The following is a 22,936-nucleotide window of genomic DNA, read 5'->3' as shown; positions in this document are numbered from 1 at the left end:
CCATGCATCTGATCCGAATCGACACGGTCTCCCTCGACGAAGGCGAAGCCGCCATCGATCTGGGCCAGGCGCCCGGCGACATCGTGTTCCTGTCCTTCACCGATTCCGACCTCTCCGGCATGGCCGGCGCGCATGCGGCCGAGCGGGAGGCAGCGGCACGGGACTCGTCGGCGAGCGACGTCCCGACGCTCCGCCTCGCCAAGCTGGCCCGGCTGCGCCATCCGATGTCCGTCGATCTCTACGTGGACAACGTCATCGCGCGGTCGAAAGTCGTGGTCATCCGCTGCCTCGGTGGCCTCGATTACTGGCGCTACGGAGTCGAGCGCGCCGCCGCCGCGGCTCGCGCGAACGGCGTGAAGCTCGCCGTCATTCCGGGCTGCGACAAGCCCGATCCCCGCCTCACCGCCTTCTCGACGGTGGCTCCCGAACTGGTGGAGACACTCGAGGGCTATTGCCGCGCGGGCGGGTCCGACAACCTGCGCCGGATGATCCGGCGCCTCTCCCTGGAGATCGGGCACGCGGTCGACGCGCTGCCGCCTGTCGCCCTGCCGCGCGGCTTCGCCTGGTGCCCGGGTTGCGGACCGGTCGCACACGAGACCGCCCTGGCCGCCGCAGGTCGGGATCGCCCCCTCGCCCTCATCCTGGTCTATCGGTCGGCGGTGCTCGGCGGCGACACCCGGCCCGTGGCCGACCTCATCGCAGCCCTCGGTGAGCGCGGCATCGGTGCCGCCACCCTCGCGGTCGCAAGCCTCAAGGACGCGCTCGCCCTCGATGCCGTGCGGGAAGCTCTGGCCGCGCGAAGCCCGGACATTGTCATCGCGGCAACGGCCTTCTCGGCGCGGGAGGATGGCGGCTTCGTCCTTGATGGCGCCAACGCGCCCATCCTTCAAGCCTACACGATCGGGGCCTCACGGGAGGCCTGGGAGGCCTCGGCGCGGGGCATGAACGCCGCCGACCTCGCCATGCAGGTGGCGCTTCCCGAATTCGACGGCCGGCTCTCCGGTTTCCCGATCTCGTTCAAGGAGGACGGGCCGGAACTCGACGGGTTCAGCGAGCGCCGCGCTGTTCCCTTCTCGGCCGGTATCGCGGCCCTGGCCGACCGCGCCTCGGCCTGGGTGGCGCTGAAACACCGGCCGCGCGCAACGCGTCGCCTCGCCCTGGTCCTGTCCGACTACCCTGCCCGTGGCGGCCGGGCGGGCTTCGCCGTGGGGCTGGACACGCCGGCGAGCGCGGGAATCATTACGGAGACGCTGCGGCGGGCCGGCTATGCGGTGGGCCACCTGCCGGAGCCGGACGCTCTGATGCACGCGCTGACGAAGGAGGCTCCGACCTTCGCGGTGCCGCTCGCGGCCTATCGCGACTGGCTCTTCACACTGTCACCGGACGAGCGGGACACGCTCGATCAACGGTGGGGCGAGCCGGAGGCCGACCCGGTCTGTGTCGATGGGGCGTTCCGCTTCCCGATGGTCGTGGCCACTATTGCTCCCCCCCCACGACCTCATCCTGAGGTGCCGGAGCGCAGCGCCAGCCTCGAAGGAGGCTTCCAGCTGCCTCAGAGAGATCTGGAAGCCTCCTTCGAGGCCGCTGATGCGGCACCTCAGGATGAGGTCATCGGTTGGATGAGAGGACGTCTCGCCGTCTTTCTTCAGCCCGACCGTGGCCGGGCGGCCGACCGCAAGGCCGGCTATCACGACCCCGACGAGCCGCCGACCCATGCCTATCTCGCCTTCCATCTCGGACTGCGGGAGGGGTTCGACGCCCTGATCCATCTCGGCACCCACGGCACCACCGAATGGTTACCCGGCAAGGCGGTGGCCCTGTCGCCGGCCTGCTGGCCGGCGCGGGCGATCGGGCATCTGCCCGTGATCTACCCCTTCATCGTCGACGATCCCGGCGAGGCGGCCCCCGTGAAACGCCGGCTCGGCGGCATCGCCCTGGGCCACCTGACGCCCCAGACCGAATGCGCCGGCCTGACCCCGGAGGCCGCGCGGCTACGCGAACTCGTGGAGGAATATTCCTCGGCCAGCGTCCTCGATCCGCGACGGGCCGACATCATCGCCCGCGCGATCCTCGACGATGCGGCCGATGCCGGCCTTCTGTCGGGCGCCGGGATCGACGCCGACACGCCCATGGCCGACGCGCTCACCGCCCTCGACGCGCATCTGTGCGACCTCGGCGAGGTGACCACCCGCGACGGGCTCCACGTGTTCGGATCGGCACCGGACGACGCCCCGGACCCTTTGAAAGCCTGCGCGGCCGCGGAGCGCGAGGGGCTGCTGGCGGCCCTCGACGGACGCTTCGTTCCCCCCGGCCCCGCCGGCTCGCCCTCGCGCGGGCGAACCGACGTGATGCCCACGGGGCGCAACCTCACTACTCTCGATCCGCGCAGCCTGCCGACGCGGGCCGCCACGCTGCTCGGCGCGAAAGCCGCCGATGCGGTGGTCCGGCGCTACCTGCAGGACGAGGGCGACTACCCGGCCCGCATCGTCATGGATCTCTGGGCCTCGCCGACCCTCCGCACCGGCGGCGAGGACGTGGCGCATGCCCTGGCACTCATGGGCGTGCGCCCGACCTGGGACCACGCCTCGACCCGCGTCACCGGTTTCGAGGTGTTGCCGCTCGCCCTTCTCGATCGGCCGCGCATCGACGTGACCCTGCGTGTCTCGGGCGCGTTCCGCGACACCTTTCCCGAGACCCTCTCTCTCCTCGCCCGCGCGGCATCTGCCGTCGCCGAGCGCGACGAGGAAGACGACGAGAACCCGCTGGCCGCCGCGTGCCGCCGGGGCGAGGCCCCCGCCCGTGTCTACGGCGCAGCACCAGGCCGCTACGGCGCCGGTGCCGGCGAACTCGCCCTCGACGGACAATGGCAGAGCCGCGACGATCTCGGCCGAGCCTATCTCGACGCCACCTCGCACGCCTATGGCGGGACCGAGGACATGGCCGATGCTGGCTTCGCTGCCCGCGTCGCGCAGGCCGACGCCTATGTCCACGCCTTCGACGTGGCCGAACGCGACCTCCTCGACGGCGACGCAGCGGCCGATGCCATGGGCGGGTTCTCCGCCGCCGCCGCACTCGGCGGGCGCGCTCCCGCGCTCTACAGCCTCGACGTGGCCGACCCGGAAAAACCCAAGGCGCGCACCGCCCGCGAGGATGCGGCGCGCCTCATCCGCGCCAAGCTCGCGAACCCGCGCTGGATCGCGGCGCAGCTGCGCCACGGCTATCGTGGCGCTCAGGAACTGGCACAGGGGATCGATGCGGTCTTCGTCCTCGCCGCCGCCACGGACGCCATCTCCGACGCCGATCTCGACCGGCTCTACGGCGCGATGATCGCCGATCTCGATACGTTCGATGCCCTGCGCGCGGCCAATCCCGATGCCGCCCGCGCTATCCTCGAACGGTTCGACGAAGCGCGCCGGCGCGGCCTCTGGACCACCCGCCGCAACGCCATGGCCGCCGACGAGCTGATGCCGGAGGCGGCCGAATGAGCGCGCCGCGCCGCGTCTCGCCGGAGCCCGCACGCCGAGGCTGGTGCCCGAGCCTCGCCCGGCCGATGCCGACGGGGGACGGGCTGCTTGCCCGTGTTCACCCACCGCTGGGCATCCTCACGCCGGCGCAGGCGCGCGCGGTGGCGGAAGGTGCGCGCCGCTTCGGCAACGGCCACATCGACGTCACCGCACGTGCGAACCTACAGGTCCGGGGCGTCACCGAGGCGACCCGCTGCGACCTCGCGGAGGCCCTCGGCGCGGCCGCGCTCGACGACGTACGTAGCGATGGCGGGCCGCAGCGGCTCACCTTGACCGCGCCGCTCGCCGGCCTCGAAGCGACGCCCATCGACATTCCGACCCTGGCCGGGGCGATCGAGGCCATCGGGCTGGCGATCCCGGGCCTGCCCGCCAAGGCACTGGTCGCCGTCGAGGCGGCAGAGCGCGGCACCTGCCTCGGCGCCGCTCAGCCCGATTGCCACCTCGTCGCCACGGCGGAGGGCTTGGCGTTGCAACTCGCAGGCGACGCGGGCTGGTGGGATATCCCGGCCCACGACGTGCATTCTGTCCTCGACGCCGCCTTGCGCCGTCTCGCGGAGAGCGGGCAACGCCGGATGCGAGATCTATCCTCCACAGACAGAGGCGGCCTGGCGCTCGGTCTCGGCCTTGGCCCTGCAACGCCTCCTCCCGGCGCATCGCTGCCGCGTCCTGGCCTACTTGCCCTGAACTCACATCGTCCCACCGCTCGCGGGCAGCACGAATCCCCCCCAAGCAAAGCTTCGCCCATCGCCATCCTGGTCGACGCACCCTTCGGCCGCTGCACGGCGGACGCTCTAGAAACCCTCGCCGATACGGCAGAATCCCTCGGTGGGGAGCCTCTGCGGCTCTCGCCGACGAGGGGGTTTCTGCTTGTTGCCCCCAACGCGTCGGCGGCGGAGGCGGTGCGACCCATCCTCGCGGCGGCAGGCTTTTTGACGGAGACGGACGATCCGAGGCGAGCGGTTGCCGCCTGTCCGGGAGCGCCGGCCTGCGCTTCCGGCTCGACGACGACGCTTGTCGACGCGGCGCGACTGGCCGACGCCTTCGAGGCCTTTTCGGCGCGAGGGTTGTCGGCCCATGTGTCGGGCTGCGCCAAGGGCTGCGCCCATCCCGCCGCCGCCTCGCTCACCCTGGTCGGAGAAGACGGCCTCTACGGCATCGTCCTCGACGGCCGGCCCGATGCGTTGCCGGAGGCCCTCCTCACTTTCGACGCGGCGCTGGAGCGCGTAAGGAGGGCCGATCCGGCCTATCCCGAACCCCTCGCCCACGCTTTCAGGACATCCCCATGAGTTCGCGCCTCGACTATCTGCGCGACGGACAGGCGATCTACGCCCGCTCCTTCGCCATGATCCGCGCCGAGGCCGACCTCGCCCGCTTCTCCGGCACCGCCGAACGCGTCGTCGTGCGGATGATCCATGCCTGCGGCATGACCGACCTGCCCAAGGACGTGGAAGCCTCCGAGGATTTCGCCGCCAACGGCGAGGCCGCGCTCAAGGCCGGAGCACCGATCCTGTGCGATGTGCGCATGGTCGCCGACGGTGTCACCCGCTCGCGTCTTCCCGCCGACAACCGGGTGATCTGCACCCTCACCGACCCGCGCGTGCCCGGCCTCGCCGCCGAGATGAACACGACCCGCACGGCCGCCGCCATGGAACTCTGGCGCGAGCATCTTCCCGGCAGCATCGTCGCCGTCGGCAACGCCCCGACCGCCCTGTTCCGGCTGCTCGAATTGCTCGATGAAGGCGTCGCCCCGCCGGCGGCGGTCATCGGAATCCCCGTCGGCTTCGTGGGGGCCGCCGAGTCCAAGGACGCCCTCGCCCGCGACGGGCGGGTGCCCTTCATCGTCGTTCATGGAAGGCGCGGCGGCAGCGCCATGACCGCCTCCGCGATCAACGCCCTCGCCAACGAGATCGAGTGATGGATTCGAGCGAGCGGCTTCCCCCCGCAGAGCCGGCGGACATCACCGAGATCCCGCGACAGGTCACCACCGGTACGCTCTACGGCGTCGGGATGGGACCGGGCGACCCGGATTATCTCACCGTCCGCGCCATGAAGCTTCTCGCCGAGGCGCCGGTGCTGGTGCATTTCTGCAAGAAGGGCCGGCGCGGCAATTCCCGCACCATCGCCGACGCGGTGATGCGCGACCCGGCCCGCGAGATGCCCCTGGTCTATCCCTACACCACCGAGCTTCCCCCCGAGCATGGCGAGTACGTCTCCGCCCTCGCGTCCTTCTACGACGATGCGGCGACGCGGATCGCCGACCATCTCGGGGCCGGGCGGGACGTGGCGATCCTGTCGGAGGGCGATCCGTTCTTCTACGGCTCGTTCATGCATCTGTGGCGCCGCCTGAAGGACCGTTTCCCGGTAGAGGTGGTGCCCGGCGTCACCGGCATGTCGGGCTGCTGGACCAGGGCCGGAACCCCGATCACCTGGGGCGACGACGTGCTGACGATCCTGCCGGCGACGCTGGGCCATGACGCCCTGGTGGAGCGCCTCCGCATCACCGACGCCGCCGTCATCATGAAGCTCGGCCGCCACCTGCCGAAGGTGCGCCGCGCCCTGGCCGAGACCGGCCTCCTCGACCGCGCGGTCTATGTGGAACGCGGCACCATGGCCGGCGAGAAGGTGATCGCGCTGGCCGAGAAGCCGGACGACGACGCCCCCTACTTCTCGATGGTCCTGGTCCCCGGCGAGGGGCGCCGCCCGTGACCGGCTCCGTTACGGTCGTCGGCCTCGGGCCGGGCGATCCGCGTCTCCTCACCCAGGCGGCGAGCGAGGCCCTGGCGCAGGCGCAGGACCTCATCGGCTACATCCCCTACGTCGCCCGCGTGCCCGATCGTCCGGGGCTGACGAAACACGCCACCGACAACCGCGTCGAGATCGACCGCGCCGGCCATGCGCTCCGGCTCGCCGCTTCCGGCCGCCGGGTCGCGGTGGTGTCCGGCGGCGATCCGGGGGTCTTCGCCATGGCGGCGGCGATCTTCGAGGCCGTGGAGACCGGCGATCCGGAATGGCGTCACCTCTCCATCACGGTCGAGCCCGGCATCACGGCGATGCTGGCCGCCGCCGCCCGCCTCGGCGCGCCGCTGGGAGGCGATTTCTGCGCGATGTCGCTGTCCGACAACCTCAAGCCCTGGGAGGTCATCACCGCCCGGTTGGAGGCGGTGCTGCGGGCCGATTTCGTGATCTCGCTCTACAACCCGATCTCCTCGGCCCGGCCCTGGCAGCTCGGAGTTGCGCTCGGTCTCGCCGCCGACCACCGCGCACCGGAAACGCCGGTGATCTTCGCCCGCGCGGTCTCCCGCCCGGACGAGGCGATCCGGATCCTCACCCTGGCGCAGGCGCGTGAGACCAAGGCGGACATGGCCACGATGGTCATCATCGGTGCATCCGCCACCCGGCTGATCCCGCGCGGTGACGCGACACCCTTCGTCTACACCCCGCGCAGCGTGCCGGCGTGAGGGTGGACGGTCGGATCGTTTCGAACCCTCCCCCCCCTGCGGGGGAGGGTGCCTGCGGAGCAGGCGGGAGAGGGGGCGACCTCTCCGGAGATGGCGCTCCCCTCTCCCGACCCGCTTCGCGGGCCACCCTCCCCCGCAAAGGGGGGAGGGGAATGCGCGCGCATCCCGGTTTAGCCCTCACGTGCGCGCAGCCACGCCAACGCGCCCTCGGCATCAGGCACGCTTTCCACGGCGGGCTTCTGCGGCGGGCGCACGATCACCACCGGCAGACCGAGCGCGCGGGTTGCGGCGATCTTGCCGTAGGTGGCGGGGCCGCCGGAATTCTTGGTGACCAGAATGTCGATCCGCCGCTCGGCGAGAAACGTCATCTCGGCGGCCTCACCGAAGGGACCGCGTGCGGCGATCTCGGTGAGGCGTGGCACCGGCAGGGCGTCGCCGATCGGCTCGATGGCGCGGACGATGTAATCGTGCTGCGGGGCAGTCGCGAAGGCGCCGACTTCGAGGCGGCCAATCGTCAGGAACACCCGCCGGGGCGTCTCGCCGAGGGCGAGGACGGCCTCCGACATGGTCTCTACCTCGGTCCAGCGATCTCCCTGCCTCCGCTCCCAGGCCGGGCGGCGGATGGCGAGGAGCACCACACCGGTCCGCTCGCAGGCAAGCGCCGCGTTGCGGCCGATCCGCGCCGCGAACGGGTGCGTGGCGTCGATCACCACGTCGATCCGATTCTCGGCGATCCAGGCGGCGAGGCCCTCAGCTCCGCCGAAGCCACCGATGCGGGTGCGTACCGGCTCGCGCTTCGGTGCGCTGGTGCGGCCGGCCAGCGACAAGGTGGCGTCGATCCGCGGATCGAGCCCCTTCACAAGAGCGCTCGCCTCGGTGGTGCCGCCGAGGATCAGAACTCGCATCGTCGCCCTCTCCCTATCCGGCAACCTTGTCTATGAGCGCCGCCCCCGTGTCGAGCACCGCCCCCTGGCTCACCATCGTTGGGATCGGAGAGGACGGGCGCGCGGGCCTGAGCCCCGCCGCCACAGCCGCCCTCGACGGGGCGGAGGTGGTCTATGGCGGAGCCCGCCATTTCGCCCTCGGGGGACCGTTGAAGGCCGAGACGCGGGTCTGGCCGCGCCCGATCTCCGACGCTTATCCCGGCCTCCTCGCCCGGCGCGGACGCCCGACCAGCATCCTCGCCACCGGCGACCCGTTCCATTACGGCATCGGCGCCGAGATCGCGCGGCTGCTGCCGGCGGCCGAGATGTGCGTGTTCCCTCACCTCTCGGCATTCAGCCTAGCGGCGGCACGGCTCGGCTGGCCGCTCGCCGAGACCACCTGCCTCACCCTGCACGGGCGGGCGCTGGAGCGGATCGTACCCCACCTCCAGCCCGGCGCCCGGCTCCTCACCCTGACCTGGGACGAGACCACGCCGGAGGCCGTCGCCGCCCTGCTCACGGAACGCGGTTTCGGTGCCTCTCGCCTCGTCGTCCTCGAGGCCATGGGTGGCCCGCGCGAGCGCCGGCTCGAAACAAGGGCCGATGCGTTCTCCCTCACCGGGATCGATCCGCTCAACACCCTGGCGGTGGAGGTCGTCGCCGATGCCGATGCTCGCGTCGTCAGCCTGAGCCCTGGCCTCGACGATACCTGGTTCGAGAATGACGGCCAGCTCACCAAGGCCGATATTCGCGCCGTGACCCTCGCCGCCCTGCGCCCCCGCGCCGGCCAGCGCCTCTGGGACATCGGCGCCGGAGCCGGCTCGATCTCCATCGAATGGATGCTGCGCCATCCCAGCCTGCGCTCGCTGGCCATCGAGGCGAACCCCGCCCGTGCGGCGCGGATCGCCCGCAACGCCGCCCGCCTCGGTGTACCGGATCTGCGCGTCGTGGAGGGCGAGGCGCCCGCCGCCCTGGAAGGCCTCGAGCGTCCGGACGCCATCTTCATCGGCGGCGGAGTTGCGCGGCCTGGCGTGCTCGACCGCGCCCTCGACGCCCTCAAGCCGGGGGGCCGGCTGGTCGCCAACGTCGTCACCCTGGAGGGCGAGGCGGTTCTGCTTGGCGCCTTCGCCCGTCTCGGCGGGCAGCTGAAGCGGCTGTCGGTGGCCCATGCCGATCCGGTCGGCCATCTCCACGGCTGGCGCGCCGCAATGCCGGTGACGCAATGGGTCTGGACGAAGCGGTGACGGGCGGCTGGGCGATGCCCGACGCGCTTCCCCTCCCCCTTGTGGGGAGGGGTCAGGGGTGGCTCCGAACAGGGCGCACCTTATCCGACACCACCCCCACCTCCGGCTCCTCCCCACAAGGGGGAGGAGGGGCCTGCGACTTGTCTGACGATGATCTGGCCCCTCGAGATACGTGGATAACCCGTCTCATCGTCGCCGGCATCGGCTTCCGGCATGGGGCCATGGCCGACGAGATCGTCGCTTTGATCCACCGTGCGCTTGCCGAAAGCGATCATAGGCCGAACCGGCTCGGCGCGATCGCCACCGCCGAGGACCGCGCGAATGAGCCGTCGATCGTCGAGGCCGCCGCTGCGTTCGGCCTCGTGCCCGTCGGAATTCCCCCCGCCGAGATGATCGCCGTCGACGCGCGCGTAACGACCCGCTCGGGCCGGATCGAAGCGAGCCGGGGGGTCGGATCGGTGGCGGAAGCCGCCGCGCTGGCCATGGCCGGCGATGGCGGAACCCTCATTCTGCCGCGCATCGCGTCACCAGCGGTGACATGCGCCCTTGCGCTTCCCGCGTATTTCGCCACTCAAGCGGGATGACCGTACATTTTATCGGCGCCGGCCCCGGTGCGGCCGACCTCATCACGATCCGCGGGCGCGATCTCATCGCGCGCTGCCCCGTCTGCCTCTACGCCGGCTCGCTGGTGGCGCCGGAGATCCTGTCCTGGTGCCCGTCCGACGCCCGCATCGTCGACACCGCTCCCCTCGACCTCGACGCCATCGTGGCCGAGATCGTCGCCGCGCACGAGGCCGGGCAGGACGTGGCGCGGCTGCATTCGGGCGACCTCTCGATCTGGAGCGCGCTGGCCGAACAGACCCGCCGCCTCGACCGGCTCGGCATTCCCTACACGGTGACCCCGGGCGTGCCCTCCTTCGCCGCCGCCGCCGCCCTGCTTCGGCGCGAACTTACCGTGCCGGGTCTAGCCCAATCCGTGGTCCTCACCCGGACCTCGGGCCGGGCCAGTGCCATGCCGGAACGCGAGACGCTCCAAGCCTTCGCCGCCACCGGCGCGACCCTGGCCCTGCACCTCTCCATCCACGTGATCGAGACCGTGGTGACCGAGCTTGTGCCTTTCTATGGAGCGGATTGCGCCGCCGCCGTGGTGTTCCGCGCCACCTGGCCGGACGAGCGCGTCATCTCAGGCACCCTCGCCACCATCGCGGAGGATGTGCGCGCCGCCGGTCTCGAGCGGACGGCGCTGATCCTCGTCGGCCCGGCCCTCGCCGCCAGCGAGTTCCGCGAGAGCGCGCTCTACTCCACCGATTACGACCGCCGCTTCCGCCCCACGGGGCAGCCGGCCCCCGGAGTCGAGTCATGACGATAATGGACCGATCGCATCCGCCCGGCCTTCTCGTCGCCGCTCCACGGTCGAGCTCCGGCAAGACCACCGTGACGCTGGCGCTGATGCGGGCGCTCGCCCGGCGCGGCCTTGCCGTGCGTGGTGCCAAATGCGGGCCGGACTATATCGACCCGGCCTTCCACCAGGCCGCCACGGGCTATCCCAGCGTCAATCTCGACAGCTTCGCCATGCCGGATGCCATGCTCGATTCGGTGGCGGCGATGGCGGGCCATGGCGCTGATATCGTCATCGCCGAGGGCTCCATGGGCCTGTTCGACGGCATCGTCGCCAGCGAGGGCCGGACCGGCGCCAATGCCGACATCGCCGCCCGCTACGGCTGGCCCGTGCTCCTCGTCGTGGACGTCTCGGGTGCCGCCCAATCGGCCGCCGCCGTGGCACTCGGCTGCGCCCGCTACGATCCTCGTATCCGCATCGCCGGGGTGATCCTGAACAAGGTCGCCAGCGCCCGCCATCGGCGTCTGGTCGAAGCCGGTCTCGCGCGGGTCGGCATCCCGGTTCTCGGAGTGCTCATGCGCGACGCGACCCTCTCCCTGCCCGAGCGTCATCTCGGTCTGGTCCAGGCTCGCGAGACGGGCGATCTCACCGCGCGGCTCGATCGCCTCGCCGATCTGGCGGAGGCCGGTCTCGACCTCGACGCCATCCTCGCGGCCGCATCGGGACGCCTGCCGGACGTGGCGGATGCCGCCCTGCCCCCTCCCCCGGGGCAGCGCATCGCCATCGCTTCGGATGAGGCCTTCTCGTTCCTCTATCCACATATGGAAGCGGGCTGGCGCGCGGCGGGCGCCGAACTGGTCGCCTTCTCACCCCTCGCCGACGAGGCGCCCCCGGAGGACTGCGACGCCTGCTGGCTACCGGGCGGATATCCCGAGCTTCATGCCGGGAAACTCGCAGCGGCGGGCCGGTTCCTGAACGGCCTCCGGAGCTTTGCCGAACACAATCCCGTCCATGGCGAGTGCGGCGGCTACATGGCTCTCGGTCTCGGGCTGGAAGACGCGGCGGGCGTCACGCATACGATGGCGGGCCTGCTCCCGGTTGCGACCTCCTACAAGGTGCGCCGCCTGCATCTCGGCTACCGCGTCGCGACGCTCATCGGTGATGGCCCCCTCGGGCAGGGCGGATCGCGCCTCGTCGGCCACGAGTTCCATTATGCCAGCGAACTGACGCCGCCTCCCGCCGAGGATGTCGCCCTCGCGGTGGTGACCGACGCGGAAGGAGTTCCGTTAGGCATGGCAGGCCACCGATGCGGCCGTGTGTCAGGCAGTTTCTTCCATCTCATCGGATGACTGAAAATCGATCAAACGGCCGCAGGGATCTCTGAGCGCTTTCCCATCTTTGCCGCAGTTCGCACGATCGCCAAAACGTCCCGCCGGAGTTGGTCGTCCTCGATCAGGGCGTAGGCCTGGAGCAGTTCGATCGCGCCGTGTGCGCTCAAGAATCCGAACACCTCAGATTGTGTTCCTCCCGCGTCGTCCTCCTCGAAGAACGCCGAGACAGGCACTTCCAAGAGACGGGAAATCTCTCGGAGCCGGCCAGCACCAACGCGATTCTGCCCCTTCTCGTATTTCTGGACCTGCTGGAAGGTCACACCGACGGCGGTCCCGAGGGCAGTCTGACTAAGGCCACGAGCCTTGCGCAGGGCCGTGATCCGCAACCCAACCAGGCGGTCGACATCGGTAGTTTGCTTGGGCATCATCACTCGTTTCAGTGCTTAATACGGTCTCGGCCGGTTTTGCTGGTCTCCGCAACCGATGCGGCAACTTTAATACGCCGCATTCGGTACGGTCGGAAGTTAAAAGAAAGTGAACCCGTAGTCTCCACGGCCCTCCACCGGAGGGAGAAGGAATTTCCAGAAACCACCAAGGAATCAGGAGCGATCCCCTGGGTCCGAGGAACGCGAAACCAGCTTGACCACAAACCGGGCAAGGATGGCAAGAGTCACCACGAACTTGCCGTCGCAAACCGAGGAAGGCCGGACACCGGCTCCACAACGACGTGAGGGAAACGTTCTTGTATCCAGAAACCTTGTGACAGAAATAGCGCTATTTTAATACGGGATCGTGCGGCTTTTCCCATCATTTTCCAATCGGGATATTGCGGTTTAGAATGCGGCGCGGATCGCCGGCCGCCCCTGCTCCCGGCCTTTTGTACGAAGGTGCTTCATGTTCATTGCCATGAATCGATTCAAGGTTGTTCCGGATGCAACGACAGAATTCGAGCAAGTCTGGCTCGGGCGGGACAGCCAACTCGACGAGATGGAAGGATTCGTCGAGTTTCAGTTGCTTCGGGGCCCGACCTACGAAGATCATGTGCTGTATGCCTCGCACACTGTCTGGGCCTCCAAATCGGCTTTCGAGGCCTGGACCCAGTCGGAGCAATTCCGCAAGGCGCATAGCCGCACACCGACGACGAAACCTCTCTACCTCGGCCATCCGCAGTTTGAGGGATTCGAGCCGATTCAAACCTTGAGCAAGACACAGGAAGTCTCGTCGGCGGAGCTGTATTCCGAAGCGATGGCCTGATCGACCTTGCCATCCGGCGGCATCCTCGCCCCGCACCGTTCGATGGGGATGCCACCACGCTTCGAGGCCGGCGGCCGACCGTCCTCTGCCTCGCTCAGTCTCGAACGGCCATGATGACGTCGCCGCGCCGCACCGCGAGCGCAGCGACCACCCGCCGACCGAACGCCGTGTCTGGGAGGCCGTCTCTGAGCCCGAGATACAGGTCGTTCCACCCAAAGCGGCAGTCGATATCCGGGATCTCCACGAACCGGTCGAGTTCACCCAGCATCACCTCAGCGAAATCCTCGGGACTCATCATCGGTTCGACGGCGTCGAGGAGGCCGTACTCTTCCAGGAAACCGCCGTTCAGGTTGATGAGACCGTCCCGGTGCCGAATCAGCGCGAAGTAAATGCCGAAGCCGATCATGGCTCGGTCGCGCCAGCCGGTTTCGGCGATGTATGTCTTCATCATCACGTCGGTGGTGTAGGTCTCGTGCTCGCCGTCACGCCTGGCGAGATAGCCGCGAAACACGTCGTGCGCGTCCGGGTCGAGGCGCAGCAGGGCCTGCATGGCAGCGGCGAGCGCGCCGTGGCTCTCCTTCGGTCCCCAGATCTGACGATACAAGCCCTTGGCTTCGACGGCGCTCGGATGCACGTCGAGATAGGTCGTCAGGAGTTCCCGTAGCATCGGAGCGACCGCGGTACGGTCGCGTGACACGCGTGCGAAGAAGGCCGATTCCGTCATCGTCCGGCCGCCGACCACGAAGGACAGTTCCAGGACATCGGTCTGCAGCAGGTCGGCCAGTCGCTCGCGGATGTCGTGGGTGAGACGACGCAGGCCCTCGGCGACGGCCGCCTGTGACAACGCCTCGACGATCACCACATGGCGGCGGCTCGACCGGGCCAGGAAGCGCCGGACCGCCGCCTCTTTCGGACCCGACCAGACCGAAGCCCGGAAGCCGTCTTCGTCCTGCGAGATCGACCGGACCGGAAGGTCTCTCGCGCACCAGGCGCGCTGGATGCGAACGGCATCCGGCAAGGCCTGGATCTCCACATGCTCGGCATGCGTCACGTCGGCGATATCGGCCAGGACCTTGGTTCCGTGAAAGCGTTCGAAATGGAAAACGGGCGAGAGCGAGCCGTCCAGGCCGACGCGCTGAAACTCCGCCTGCTTGTCCCAGAAATGGCCGTACTGGACCCAGAACGCCGTCTCGGCCGGCTCCCACACCACGTTTCGGATCGCCAAGGGGGGCTCGGGCGTCATGCGCGCCACGATGGTCCGTGCCAGGCCGAGAGGCGTGGTCGTCCAGAGTTCGAGGGCCTGGCTCACTCGGCGCCTTCCATCCGCGACCGCATCCCGATGCGGCGGTGACGCGGCGGAGCCGTCATGGACCGCCGGCAAAGCGGACGAGGGCGTCACGGCGTAGCGACCGCTCGGGCTGAACCACCACGGTTTCGCCGCATCCGGCAGCGGTTCGCAGCGCACCGTTCCCGTGGAGGGATCCAGTCGGTACAGCCCATACCGCGATCCCGGCGCACCGCATTCGAAGCCGACGAACGCCAGTTGGCCGCCCGGATCCCGAAACACGTCATCCTGGATCGTGAGGGCGGTCGGCTCGCCAGGGTCGGGGACAAATTCACCGCCGCCGGCCAATAGGCCTACGGTTTGGCCGGCCGTCCATTGCAGACCGTTTCCGTCCGCGACGACAGCGAGGTCCGTCGCGCGCCGAACCTGAAGGGAATGGAGGTAGCGCTCCTCGTCGAGGGGCCGCTTGCCGTCGTACAGGACGATCCATCCGGAATCGGCCGGCACGAAGATGTGGCGGGGGCGACCCGTCCCGGCTGGTTGCCGAGCGATCTCCCTGTCGAGCCGCCAGTCGATGAGGCAGATCTCCCCATCGGCGGACAGGCAGACGAGGCGGTCCGGGCCGACGAACGCCGCGTCACGGATCGATCCGTCCGGAAATGGCAGGAACATCCGCCATGTGCCGCCGTCTTCCACCGCCGCGACGGCGTTGTACCGGTGATGTGTTCCTGAAAGCGTCACGCGCGGCATGAAAGCTCCCCCAGCAGACCACGGAACGGCCCCAGGCCTTTCGCCATAACGGCCAGCCAAGCTTTCGGACAGCATGAAGGAGAGATTTGGGCGGCACCGGCGGGTCCGAGGTTTGCGCCCCGGGCAGACATGACGATGGCCGGATGGGACAATGTCCCATTATGGCACAAACCAAGTCTCACCCCGGCACACAGCGTCCCAGATGTTCCAGCAACGTCTTCCCGAAATCTACCAGACCCTGCCCGCCGCGCGCGACACGCGACGCGACGCGTGGGCGGCCGTCCTTCCGCGGCGGTGGCGCGGAGCGATCCGATTCGGGCTGTCCACGGCTCTGGCCGTCTCCGACCTCGTCGCGATCCTCGTCACGGCCTACTTGGTAGAGGCGATCTATTATGAGTTCGCCTTCGACCAGCAGATCGCCACGGGCATGACCGGGAGCTTCCAGCTGGCGGGCCTCGTGGCCGTCTTCGTGCTCCTGACCAACGTCGTGCGGGACGAGTACAGCATCGAGACGCAGCTGACCCGAGGCCTTCACCGCCGCCGGATGGCGAGTCTCTGGCTCGCCGCTTGGGGAATCGTGCTCGTCGTCGGCTTCGCCACCAAGACCACGACCGACTTCTCGCGCGCGGTGGCGATCGGCTTCTTCCTCACGGGCTTGCCGGCCCTGTACCTGTCCCGCCTCGTCATCGTGGGCGTCGTCCGGCGCACGATGACCTCCGGCTCACCGTCGATCAGTCGCATTCACCTCGTCGGCTTCGAGGAGGACATTGCCAGCTTCCACGCCAACAACGACGCGCAGGCCCTGAATCTCCGGGTCATCGGGACCAGCTATCTGCGTCGTGTGGACCCGCGGGAGGACGCGTCGGTGCGGCAGGCACAGATGTCGGAAGACCTCGACCTCGCGGTGTCGGTGGTGCGGTTCCTGCGGCCGGACGACGTCTTCATCCTGGTCCCCTGGACGGATGCGGCGGATATCGAGCGCTGCGTCGACGCGTTCCTGCGCGTCCCGGCCGCCCTCCATCTCCGTCCCGGCTCGGTCATGGACCGATTTCCCGATCTCAAGCTCGCGCGGGTGGGACGGCTGTCGGGCATCAATATCGGCCGCCGGCCGCTCACCTTCAGCGAGATCGCCCTGAAGCGCGGCCTCGATGTCGTCCTGTCCGCCATCGCGCTGGTGCTGCTCGCGCCGCTCCTGGCGTCCATCGCCCTGCTGATCAAGCTCGACAGCCCCGGGCCGGTCTTCTTCCGCCAGCGCCGATACGGCTTCAACCAGCAGGCCTTCGGCGTGTTCAAGTTCCGCAGCATGAAGACCGAGCAGAACGCCGTCTTCCGACAGGCGACCCGCAACGATTCACGGATCACCCGGATCGGCGCCATTCTGCGCCGGACGAATCTCGACGAGCTGCCCCAGCTCATCAATGTCCTGATGGGGGAGATGTCCCTGGTCGGTCCGCGCCCCCATGCCCTTGCTCACGACCGCAGCTTCGAACGGCGGATCGCACTCTATGCCCGCCGCCACAACGTGATGCCCGGCATCACCGGCTGGGCACAGGTGAACGGCCTACGCGGCGAGACCCTGACCGATCTCGACATGGAGCGGCGTGTGAACCACGACCTGCACTACATCGACAATTGGTCGGTCTGGCTCGACATCCAGATCATGATCCAGACCATCGCCTCACGGCGGGCCTATCGCAACGCGCGCTGAACCTCGCGCACCGTGTCGCTCAGGGGTTCGGTTCGTGGCCGAGGCAGGCGCCGCATTCGCCCTCCACTTCGAGAATCCGGCTCGACGGCTTGAACCCGGCTTTCGCCAAGGCCCTGTCGAGCTGGTCGTCCACCTCCGGTGAGGTCGTCTCGTCGATGCTGCCGCATGTCCGGCAGATCAGGAAGACGAGGCCGGCCCCGTCGCCGTGCTGGTGCCCGCAGGAGACGAAGGCGTTGCGGCTGGCGATGCGATGGACGAGACCGTTCTCGGTAAGAAAGTCGAGGGCGCGATAGACCGAGACGGCGGCGACCCGGCGACCTTGACCGCTCAGCCGCTCCGCGATGTCGTAGGCGCCGAGCGGCTTCGCCTCGGACGCCACCGCTTCGAGGACGTCCCGCCGCAGCCGCGTGAACTGCAGGTCACGCTCGGCGCAGAGACGCTCCGCTCGCGCCAGCGCATCCGTGGCATTGCCACAGCAGGCGCCGTGATCGTGGACGGCACTATGGTCGTGCACGCCATCCTCCCCTGATCGCCGGTCGATGTGGTCCGGCACGTTGAACTGATGCGATGTTACAGTGTATCAGTACCAGAGATAGTTCGCCGCTCCCGTTCGGACAATTCCGCCCCTTCCTGGTACCCGAACCGCTGTGACGCGTCCTCCCCAGATCAAACCGCCCCCCCGTCGCTCCCTGTTCCAGGCCGGCGCCGCCTCGCGGCTGATCATCGCCGCGATCCTGTCCGGGTTGGTCTGGGGGGCGATCCTCTGGGCCATGGGATAACGATGACACACGCCCTCATGGGGGACGCCCCCGTTCAGCCCGGCGCCATCGCCTTGCGCGGATTGACGCTCGGCTACGATCGCCATCCCGCCGTGCACCATCTCGACGGTACCATCCCCGCCGGAGCCCTGATGGCCCTGGTCGGCCCCAACGGCGCCGGCAAATCGACTCTGCTCAAGGGGATCATCGGTGAGATCCGCTGCCTTGACGGCCGGATCGACCGACCCGGCGGAACCGATTCCATCGCCTACCTGCCCCAGGCCGGCGAGATCGACCGCAGCTTTCCCCTGAGCGTCCTCGACCTCGTGGCGATGGGACGCTGGCGCCGCCTCGGCTTCTGGCGCAGCGCCCTCCCCGACCGCCGGACGCTGGTCAGCGCCCTCTCCGCCGTAGGCCTCCTCGGCTTCGAGGATCGGCTGATCGGCACCCTGTCCGGGGGGCAGTTCCAGCGCGCCCTGTTCGCGCGGCTGATCGTCCAGGACGCCCGCATCATCCTCCTCGACGAACCGTTCACCGGGATCGACGGACGCACCACCGCCGATCTGATCGGCCTGATCCGCGGATGGCATGCTGAGGGCCGCACCATCGTCGCCGCGCTTCACGACCTGCATCAGGTCAAGGCACATTTTCCGACGACGCTGCTTCTGGCCCGCGAGCCGGTGGCCTGGGGCGACACGCAGACGGTGCTGACCCGGGAGAATCTCGCCCGCGCCCAGGCCCTGTCCGAGGCCTGGGACGAGGACGCCGCCATCTGCGGGCGCGGCGACGGCCATCACCACGCACCGCCCCCTTCCGACGGCGAGCACCGGCACGATCACTGGCATGACCATTCCCATGGCCACGACCATCGTCACGACCACGGACACGCCGCGTGATCGATCTCCTGTTCGGCCCCTTCATCGAGTTCGGATTCATGCGCCGGGCGCTGGCCGGCTGCTTCGCCCTCTCGCTCTCGGCCCCGCCGGTAGGGGTCTTCCTCATGCTGCGGCGCATGAGCCTGATGAGCGACGCCATGAGCCACGCGATCCTGCCCGGCGCCGCCGTGGGCTTCCTCGTCGCCGGTCTGTCCCTGCCGGCCATGACCATCGGGGGGCTCGCCGCCGGCCTGTTCGTGGCGCTGCTCGCCGGCATCGTCACCCGCACGACCTCGATCAAGGAGGATGCGAGCCTCGCCGCCTTCTACCTGATCTCTCTTGCGGCCGGCGTGCTGCTGGTCTCCCTGCGTGGCTCGCAGATCGATCTCCTGCACATCCTGTTCGGGACGGTACTGGCCCTCGACGACCCGGCGCTCATGCTTCTCGGCGGGATCGCCACCGTGACGCTGTTCGCCCTCGCCGCGCTCTACCGCCCCCTCGTCATGGAATGTGTCGACCCGCTGTTCCTGCGCACGGTCAGCCGCGCCGGGGGGCCGGTGCATTACGCTTTCCTCGGGCTCGTGGTGATGAACCTCGTGGGAGGCTTCCAGGCACTCGGGACGCTGCTCGCTGTGGGGCTGATGCTGCTGCCGGCGATCACCGCGCGGTTCTGGGCGGCCGACCTGTCGGGTCTGATCCCCATGGCGATGGTGGTGGCGATGGTGTCGAGCTTTGCCGGACTCACCGCCTCGTATCGCGCCGACCTGCCCACCGGGCCGGCGATCGTGCTGGCGGCGGGAAGCCTCTACCTCCTCTCGCTCCTGTTCGGACCGAGGGGCGGCCTCGTCTGGCGTTTGTTCAAGCCGCGCCACCTCGAAGGCTGAAACTACACGCTGAAGAGGCTCATGAGGCCCGAGACGATGGCGTAGACGAAGCCGGCGTTCAGGAGCACGCCGACGGCACCGACGCCGAGCCCCATGACGACGAGCAGCCCATCCCGCTCGACGAGGCCGAGGCCGACGAGGCAGATCGCCAGACCGAGTGGGATCTGTCCGACCAGGGGCGCTGCGACCACGAGGGCGAGCGACAGGGTGAGGAGGATCAACCCAACCGTCCGCATGCCGAGGCCGGTCTCGAACAGGCTCATGCGCGGACGCGACCAGCGCTCCAGCCGCCGGAGCAGCGGCACCGCGCGCTTGGCGGCACGCTCCACGTCGCTCCGGGCAATGGAGCGACTCAGGAGAACGCGGGGCAGCCAAGGCGCCGTCATTCCCGCCGTGATCTGAACGGCCACGAGCAACAGCAGCAGGCCGCAGACCAGGGGGATCGGCGGCGGCATCGGCAGGCAATTCGGCAGGCCGAGGATGACGATGAGCAGGGCGAAGGCACGGTCCTTCAGCACCGCGACGATGTCGCCGATGGTCAAGCGATCCGTCTCCTGTGCCGCGAGCACCGTGAGAACTTCGGACGTTCGAGCAGCTGGTGACAAGAAAACTCGGCCTTTGGCGACGGTCCTGTCGCGGGCTCTATCCTAGTCCCCGCCCGACGCCAACCGAATCAGCTTTCACCACCATGCGGCATCGCGGGGCCTCCCTTCTCGACACGGTCCGAACACACCGGCAGATCGACCACTGACACCGCACAACTTCAGATCAGATAAATACATCCTGAAGTTTTATTAAATAGAACAAAAGCAAAACAGTGCCTGCTCAAGAATCGGCTTGGGCGGTCTATGCGCACCACCCACAGTCCATTGTTCACGAACCAGTACAACTTATAATAGGATGTCGTACACTTGCCCTGCGGTGAGACGGAGCGAGAAGGGACGTGGGAGGATCGGCCAGATCGACGAAACGGTCACTGACTTCGGCTCGGCCGATACTCATGTGCTGTGCCACACTCTGCTGTGGCCTCGTCTCGAACCCGGCTCAATCGGAAGGAGGCTCGATTTCGGCATTGATCTTCGGCAGCCTCGATGCCGGAGCATCTTCCTTCATCACGGCGGGCACGAAGATCACGTTCGACGGGCGCGATCGGGACGGTTTCGCCATCCTCGCAAGCGGGGGAGCGGGAGCAAGGGTCGAGCGTGGTCCCTCGATACGGGGCATCGCCACGAGTCAGACGCGCCTGACGGCGCTCGGAGCAGTGCTCGCCGGATACCAATGGTTCCACGATTGGGGCGTCGTCGCTGCTTTCGCAGGGCCTGAGGGAAGCATCGAGGTGGAGCAGAGTATCCTCGGCACAATGGTGCTGCCCGACCGCTACGGCATCAGACTGCACGGGGAAGTCTGGGCGCGGCCGACAGCGAAATCCCTCCTCACCGCCACCGCGATCCTCGGCTCGACGCGCCAGAGCGCCTGGGGCCGCCTTGCCTGGGGTTACGACGTGCTCGGTGCCTATCTCGGCCCGGAGGCTGCGCTCTACGCGGACGGGACCGGCTATTCCAAGCTCGGGATCGGTGTCCACGCCACCGACTTTCGCATCGGCGACGTGAGCTTCCGCGCCTCGCTCGGCTACCAGACCGAAACCGGTGGCGGGGGAAGCCCCTACGTCACCCTCAGCGTCTGGCAGCCCTGGTGAGATTCAGGACGGGGCGGAACGCATCTCCGCGCCGGCCAGGAAGCGGGCCGCGTCCGTCGTGATCTCCTCCCGTCGCCGCTCGCCCAATCCGTCGAGGGTACGATAGGGCATGGCCATCCTCGGGTTCCCCGCCAGACGATCCGCATTCTCGATGAGGAAGTTCCAGTAAAGGTAGTTGAACGGGCAGGCACTCTCGCCGGACTTGGCAGCGACGTCGTAGGTGCAGCCCCGGCAATAATCCGACATGCGGTTGATGTATGCGCCCGAGGCCGCATACGGTTTCGAGCCCATGACGCCGCCATCCGCCCACAGGACCATGCCGTGGACGTTGGGCAACTCCACCCATTCGTAGGCGTCGGCATAGACGACGAGATACCATTCCTCCACCTGCGCCGGTTCGAGCCCGGCCAGCAGGGCGAAATTGCCCGTCACCATCAGCCGCTGGATGTGATGGGCATAGGCATGGGCCCGCGTATCGGCGACGCATTGCGCGAGGCAGTTCATGCGCGTCTCGCCCGACCAGTAGAACCACGGCAGGTCGCGCTTGGCGGCGAGAGCGTTGGTCTCGGCATAGGCCGGCATCCTGGCCCAGTAGAGTCCCCGGACGTATTCGCGCCATCCGAGGATCTGGCGGATGAAGCCCTCGACGCAGTTGAGCGGCGCCGCCCCTTCGTCATAGGCGCGGGCAGCCGCCCGGCAGACCTCCTCCGCCGTGAGCAGGCCCGCATTGAGCGCCGGTGAGAGAAGAGCATGGTAAAGGAAGGGGGCGCCCGTCTTCATCGCATCCTGGTAATCGCCGAAATGCGGCAGGCACTCGTCCAGGAAATGCTTCAGTGCGGTGAGGGCGTCGGCGCGGGTCACCGGCCAGCGGAATGCATCGAGATCGCCGAAATGGTCGGCGAAACGGTCCGATACCAGAGCGATGACTTCCGACGTGATCGCGTCGGGCACGAAGTCGGGGCGTTCCGGGGAGCGGTGCCCGCGTGGCAGCTTCTTGCGGTTGTCGTGATCGAAGTTCCACTGGCCGCCCACCGGCTCGCCGTCCTTCATCAGCAGGCCGGTACGCTTCCTCATGCCGCGATAGAACGTCTCCATCCGCAAGGCGTGCCGCTCCTCGGCCCAGCGCGCGAAATCCGCGCGCGGGCAGAGGAAGCGGTTGTCGTCGCGTATGTCCACGGGCACCGGCAGGTCATCGCGCCACCCCTGCATCATCTCCCAGACGCGCCACTCGCCGGGCTCGGTGACGACAATCTTGTCGGGCTCGTGCCGCTTGATCGCTCGCCGGAGTTCGCCGGTGAACGAGCCGGTATTGCCCGGCGCGTCGAGGCGCACGTAGTCGACGGTCACGCCTTCGGCCTCCAGATCGGCCGCGAAATGGCGCATGGCGGCGAACAGGTAGGCGATCTTCTGCTTGTGGTGGCGGACATAGATGGCCTCCTCCCGCACCTCGACCATGAGCACGACGTCGGATTGCGGGTCGAGATCGGTGAGGGAGGAGACGCGTCGGTGAAGCTGGTCGCCGAGGACGAAGCGGAGGGTGCGCAGCGACGTCACCCCTTCGTCCGCAGCGTCGAGCGGCCGCCATCCGCGCCGATGACCTGCCCGGTGATCCAGCCGGCTTCCGCCGAGACGAGGAAGGCGGCCAGCGCGCCGATATCCTCGGGTGTGCCGAGGCGCTGGAGTGCGTGCATGGACGCGATTCCCGACGCCAGCGTCTCGTTGCTGGTGATGGCAGCGGCGAGCGGCGTGCGCGTCAGCGAGGGCGCGACCACGTTGATCCGGATATGAGGGCTGAGCTCGGCGGCGAGGGACAGTGCGAGTCCTTCCACGGCACCCTTTGCCATGGCGACGGAGGCGTGGGCCGCAAATCCCTGCGCCACCGCCACGGTGGAGAACAGGACGACGCC

The 22,936-nt window shown here is 68.6% G+C and carries 22 protein-coding genes; 15 read left to right on the top strand and 7 right to left on the bottom strand.

Going from position 1 to position 22,936, the window contains the following annotated elements:
• Window positions 1–2: 2 nt before the first annotated feature.
• Genes cobN through cobJ form a run of 5 tightly spaced genes read left to right on the top strand, consistent with a single transcriptional unit; the run spans window position 3 to window position 6,982 of the window.
• Window positions 3–3,485 (top strand): cobaltochelatase subunit CobN, encoded by a 3,483-nt coding sequence (cobN, locus tag FV220_RS13415; RefSeq protein WP_147831933.1) that lies wholly within the window; start codon window positions 3–5, stop codon window positions 3,483–3,485.
• Window positions 3,482–4,810, top strand: coding sequence for a precorrin-3B synthase (gene cobG / locus FV220_RS13410; protein WP_147831932.1), 1,329 nt, complete (start codon window positions 3,482–3,484; stop codon window positions 4,808–4,810). The genes cobN and cobG overlap by 4 nt, the downstream gene beginning before the upstream one ends.
• Complete coding sequence (locus FV220_RS13405; RefSeq protein WP_147831930.1) at window positions 4,807–5,439, top strand: precorrin-8X methylmutase; 633 nt, start codon at window positions 4,807–4,809, stop codon at window positions 5,437–5,439. Before cobG ends, FV220_RS13405 begins: the two co-directional genes overlap by 4 nt.
• Entirely contained in the window at window positions 5,439–6,230 is a 792-nt protein-coding gene (locus FV220_RS13400; protein ID WP_056140095.1) for a precorrin-2 C(20)-methyltransferase, read from the top strand. Before FV220_RS13405 ends, FV220_RS13400 begins: the two co-directional genes overlap by 1 nt.
• A complete protein-coding gene (cobJ, locus tag FV220_RS13395) occupies window positions 6,227–6,982 on the top strand; it encodes a precorrin-3B C(17)-methyltransferase (RefSeq protein ID WP_147831928.1) in 756 nt (251 codons plus the stop codon). The genes FV220_RS13400 and cobJ overlap by 4 nt, the downstream gene beginning before the upstream one ends.
• Window positions 6,983–7,152: 170 nt before the next feature.
• Here cobJ and FV220_RS13390 read toward each other — a convergent pair whose 3' ends face one another.
• A complete protein-coding gene (locus tag FV220_RS13390) occupies window positions 7,153–7,887 on the bottom strand; it encodes a cobalt-precorrin-6A reductase (protein ID WP_187273412.1) in 735 nt (244 codons plus the stop codon).
• A gap of 32 nt (window positions 7,888–7,919) precedes the next feature.
• On the opposite strand from FV220_RS13390, the gene cbiE reads away from it, so the two are divergent.
• From cbiE to FV220_RS13370, 4 genes are all read left to right on the top strand, one after another.
• Window positions 7,920–9,149, top strand: a complete 1,230-nt coding sequence (gene cbiE / locus FV220_RS13385) for a precorrin-6y C5,15-methyltransferase (decarboxylating) subunit CbiE (protein WP_147831924.1) — start codon at window positions 7,920–7,922, stop codon at window positions 9,147–9,149.
• A 176-nt stretch (window positions 9,150–9,325) separates the two neighbouring features.
• Window positions 9,326–9,733: a cobalamin biosynthesis protein gene (locus FV220_RS26115; protein ID WP_056140774.1), complete on the top strand. Its 408-nt coding sequence runs from the start codon at window positions 9,326–9,328 to the stop codon at window positions 9,731–9,733.
• Window positions 9,730–10,512 carry a precorrin-4 C(11)-methyltransferase gene (gene cobM, locus FV220_RS13375; RefSeq protein WP_056140086.1) on the top strand — a complete coding sequence of 261 codons (783 nt, stop codon included), beginning with the start codon at window positions 9,730–9,732 and terminating at the stop codon, window positions 10,510–10,512. Before FV220_RS26115 ends, cobM begins: the two co-directional genes overlap by 4 nt.
• The gene (locus FV220_RS13370) at window positions 10,509–11,837 is read left to right on the top strand and encodes a cobyrinate a,c-diamide synthase (protein WP_147831922.1); all 1,329 of its coding nucleotides are present in this window, start codon (window positions 10,509–10,511) and stop codon (window positions 11,835–11,837) included. The genes cobM and FV220_RS13370 overlap by 4 nt, the downstream gene beginning before the upstream one ends.
• Before the next feature lie 11 nt (window positions 11,838–11,848).
• Here FV220_RS13370 and FV220_RS13365 read toward each other — a convergent pair whose 3' ends face one another.
• Window positions 11,849–12,247: a helix-turn-helix transcriptional regulator gene (locus tag FV220_RS13365; RefSeq protein WP_147831920.1), complete on the bottom strand. Its 399-nt coding sequence runs from the start codon at window positions 12,245–12,247 to the stop codon at window positions 11,849–11,851.
• A gap of 466 nt (window positions 12,248–12,713) precedes the next feature.
• Here FV220_RS13365 and FV220_RS13360 point away from each other — a divergent pair, with 466 nt between their 5' ends.
• Entirely contained in the window at window positions 12,714–13,073 is a 360-nt protein-coding gene (locus FV220_RS13360; protein WP_056140078.1) for an antibiotic biosynthesis monooxygenase, read from the top strand.
• A gap of 94 nt (window positions 13,074–13,167) precedes the next feature.
• Here the strand turns inward: FV220_RS13360 and FV220_RS13355 are convergent, their stop codons facing one another.
• Window positions 13,168–15,108: a hypothetical protein gene (locus tag FV220_RS13355; RefSeq protein WP_246689454.1), complete on the bottom strand. Its 1,941-nt coding sequence runs from the start codon at window positions 15,106–15,108 to the stop codon at window positions 13,168–13,170.
• 202 nt (window positions 15,109–15,310) lie between these two features.
• On the opposite strand from FV220_RS13355, the gene FV220_RS13350 reads away from it, so the two are divergent.
• Complete coding sequence (locus tag FV220_RS13350) at window positions 15,311–16,816, top strand: exopolysaccharide biosynthesis polyprenyl glycosylphosphotransferase (protein WP_147831918.1); 1,506 nt, start codon at window positions 15,311–15,313, stop codon at window positions 16,814–16,816.
• 19 nt (window positions 16,817–16,835) lie between these two features.
• Here the strand turns inward: FV220_RS13350 and FV220_RS13345 are convergent, their stop codons facing one another.
• Entirely contained in the window at window positions 16,836–17,330 is a 495-nt protein-coding gene (locus tag FV220_RS13345) for a Fur family transcriptional regulator (RefSeq protein ID WP_147831916.1), read from the bottom strand.
• 133 nt (window positions 17,331–17,463) lie between these two features.
• Between FV220_RS13345 and FV220_RS26395 the strand changes: the two genes are divergently transcribed.
• From FV220_RS26395 to FV220_RS13335, 3 genes are read left to right on the top strand one after another with little or no spacing between them, the layout of a single operon-like run.
• Window positions 17,464–17,595, top strand: a complete 132-nt coding sequence (locus FV220_RS26395; protein ID WP_018045281.1) for a hypothetical protein — start codon at window positions 17,464–17,466, stop codon at window positions 17,593–17,595.
• 2 nt (window positions 17,596–17,597) lie between these two features.
• Window positions 17,598–18,470, top strand: a complete 873-nt coding sequence (locus tag FV220_RS13340) for an ABC transporter ATP-binding protein (protein WP_187273411.1) — start codon at window positions 17,598–17,600, stop codon at window positions 18,468–18,470.
• Between the two features lie 38 nt (window positions 18,471–18,508).
• Entirely contained in the window at window positions 18,509–19,333 is an 825-nt protein-coding gene (locus FV220_RS13335) for a metal ABC transporter permease (RefSeq protein ID WP_187273414.1), read from the top strand.
• Between the two features lie 2 nt (window positions 19,334–19,335).
• Here FV220_RS13335 and FV220_RS13330 read toward each other — a convergent pair whose 3' ends face one another.
• Entirely contained in the window at window positions 19,336–19,938 is a 603-nt protein-coding gene (locus FV220_RS13330; RefSeq protein ID WP_210322825.1) for an exopolysaccharide biosynthesis protein, read from the bottom strand.
• A 467-nt stretch (window positions 19,939–20,405) separates the two neighbouring features.
• Between FV220_RS13330 and bcsS the strand changes: the two genes are divergently transcribed.
• Window positions 20,406–21,029, top strand: a complete 624-nt coding sequence (gene bcsS, locus FV220_RS13325) for a cellulose biosynthesis protein BcsS (protein WP_147831949.1) — start codon at window positions 20,406–20,408, stop codon at window positions 21,027–21,029.
• A gap of 3 nt (window positions 21,030–21,032) precedes the next feature.
• Here bcsS and FV220_RS13320 read toward each other — a convergent pair whose 3' ends face one another.
• Together FV220_RS13320 and FV220_RS13315 are read right to left on the bottom strand one after the other, a co-directional pair.
• The gene (locus FV220_RS13320; RefSeq protein ID WP_187273410.1) at window positions 21,033–22,583 is read right to left on the bottom strand and encodes a cryptochrome/photolyase family protein; all 1,551 of its coding nucleotides are present in this window, start codon (window positions 22,581–22,583) and stop codon (window positions 21,033–21,035) included.
• Window positions 22,580–22,936: SDR family oxidoreductase (locus tag FV220_RS13315; protein ID WP_147831914.1), on the bottom strand; the 357-nt coding region annotated here is incomplete at its 5' end. The genes FV220_RS13320 and FV220_RS13315, both read right to left, overlap by 4 nt.

Source organism: Methylobacterium sp. WL19, from assembly GCF_008040005.1.
GTDB classification, from domain to species: Bacteria; Pseudomonadota; Alphaproteobacteria; order Rhizobiales; family Beijerinckiaceae; genus Methylobacterium; species Methylobacterium bullatum.
This window is presented reverse-complemented; position numbering and strand designations above follow the sequence as displayed.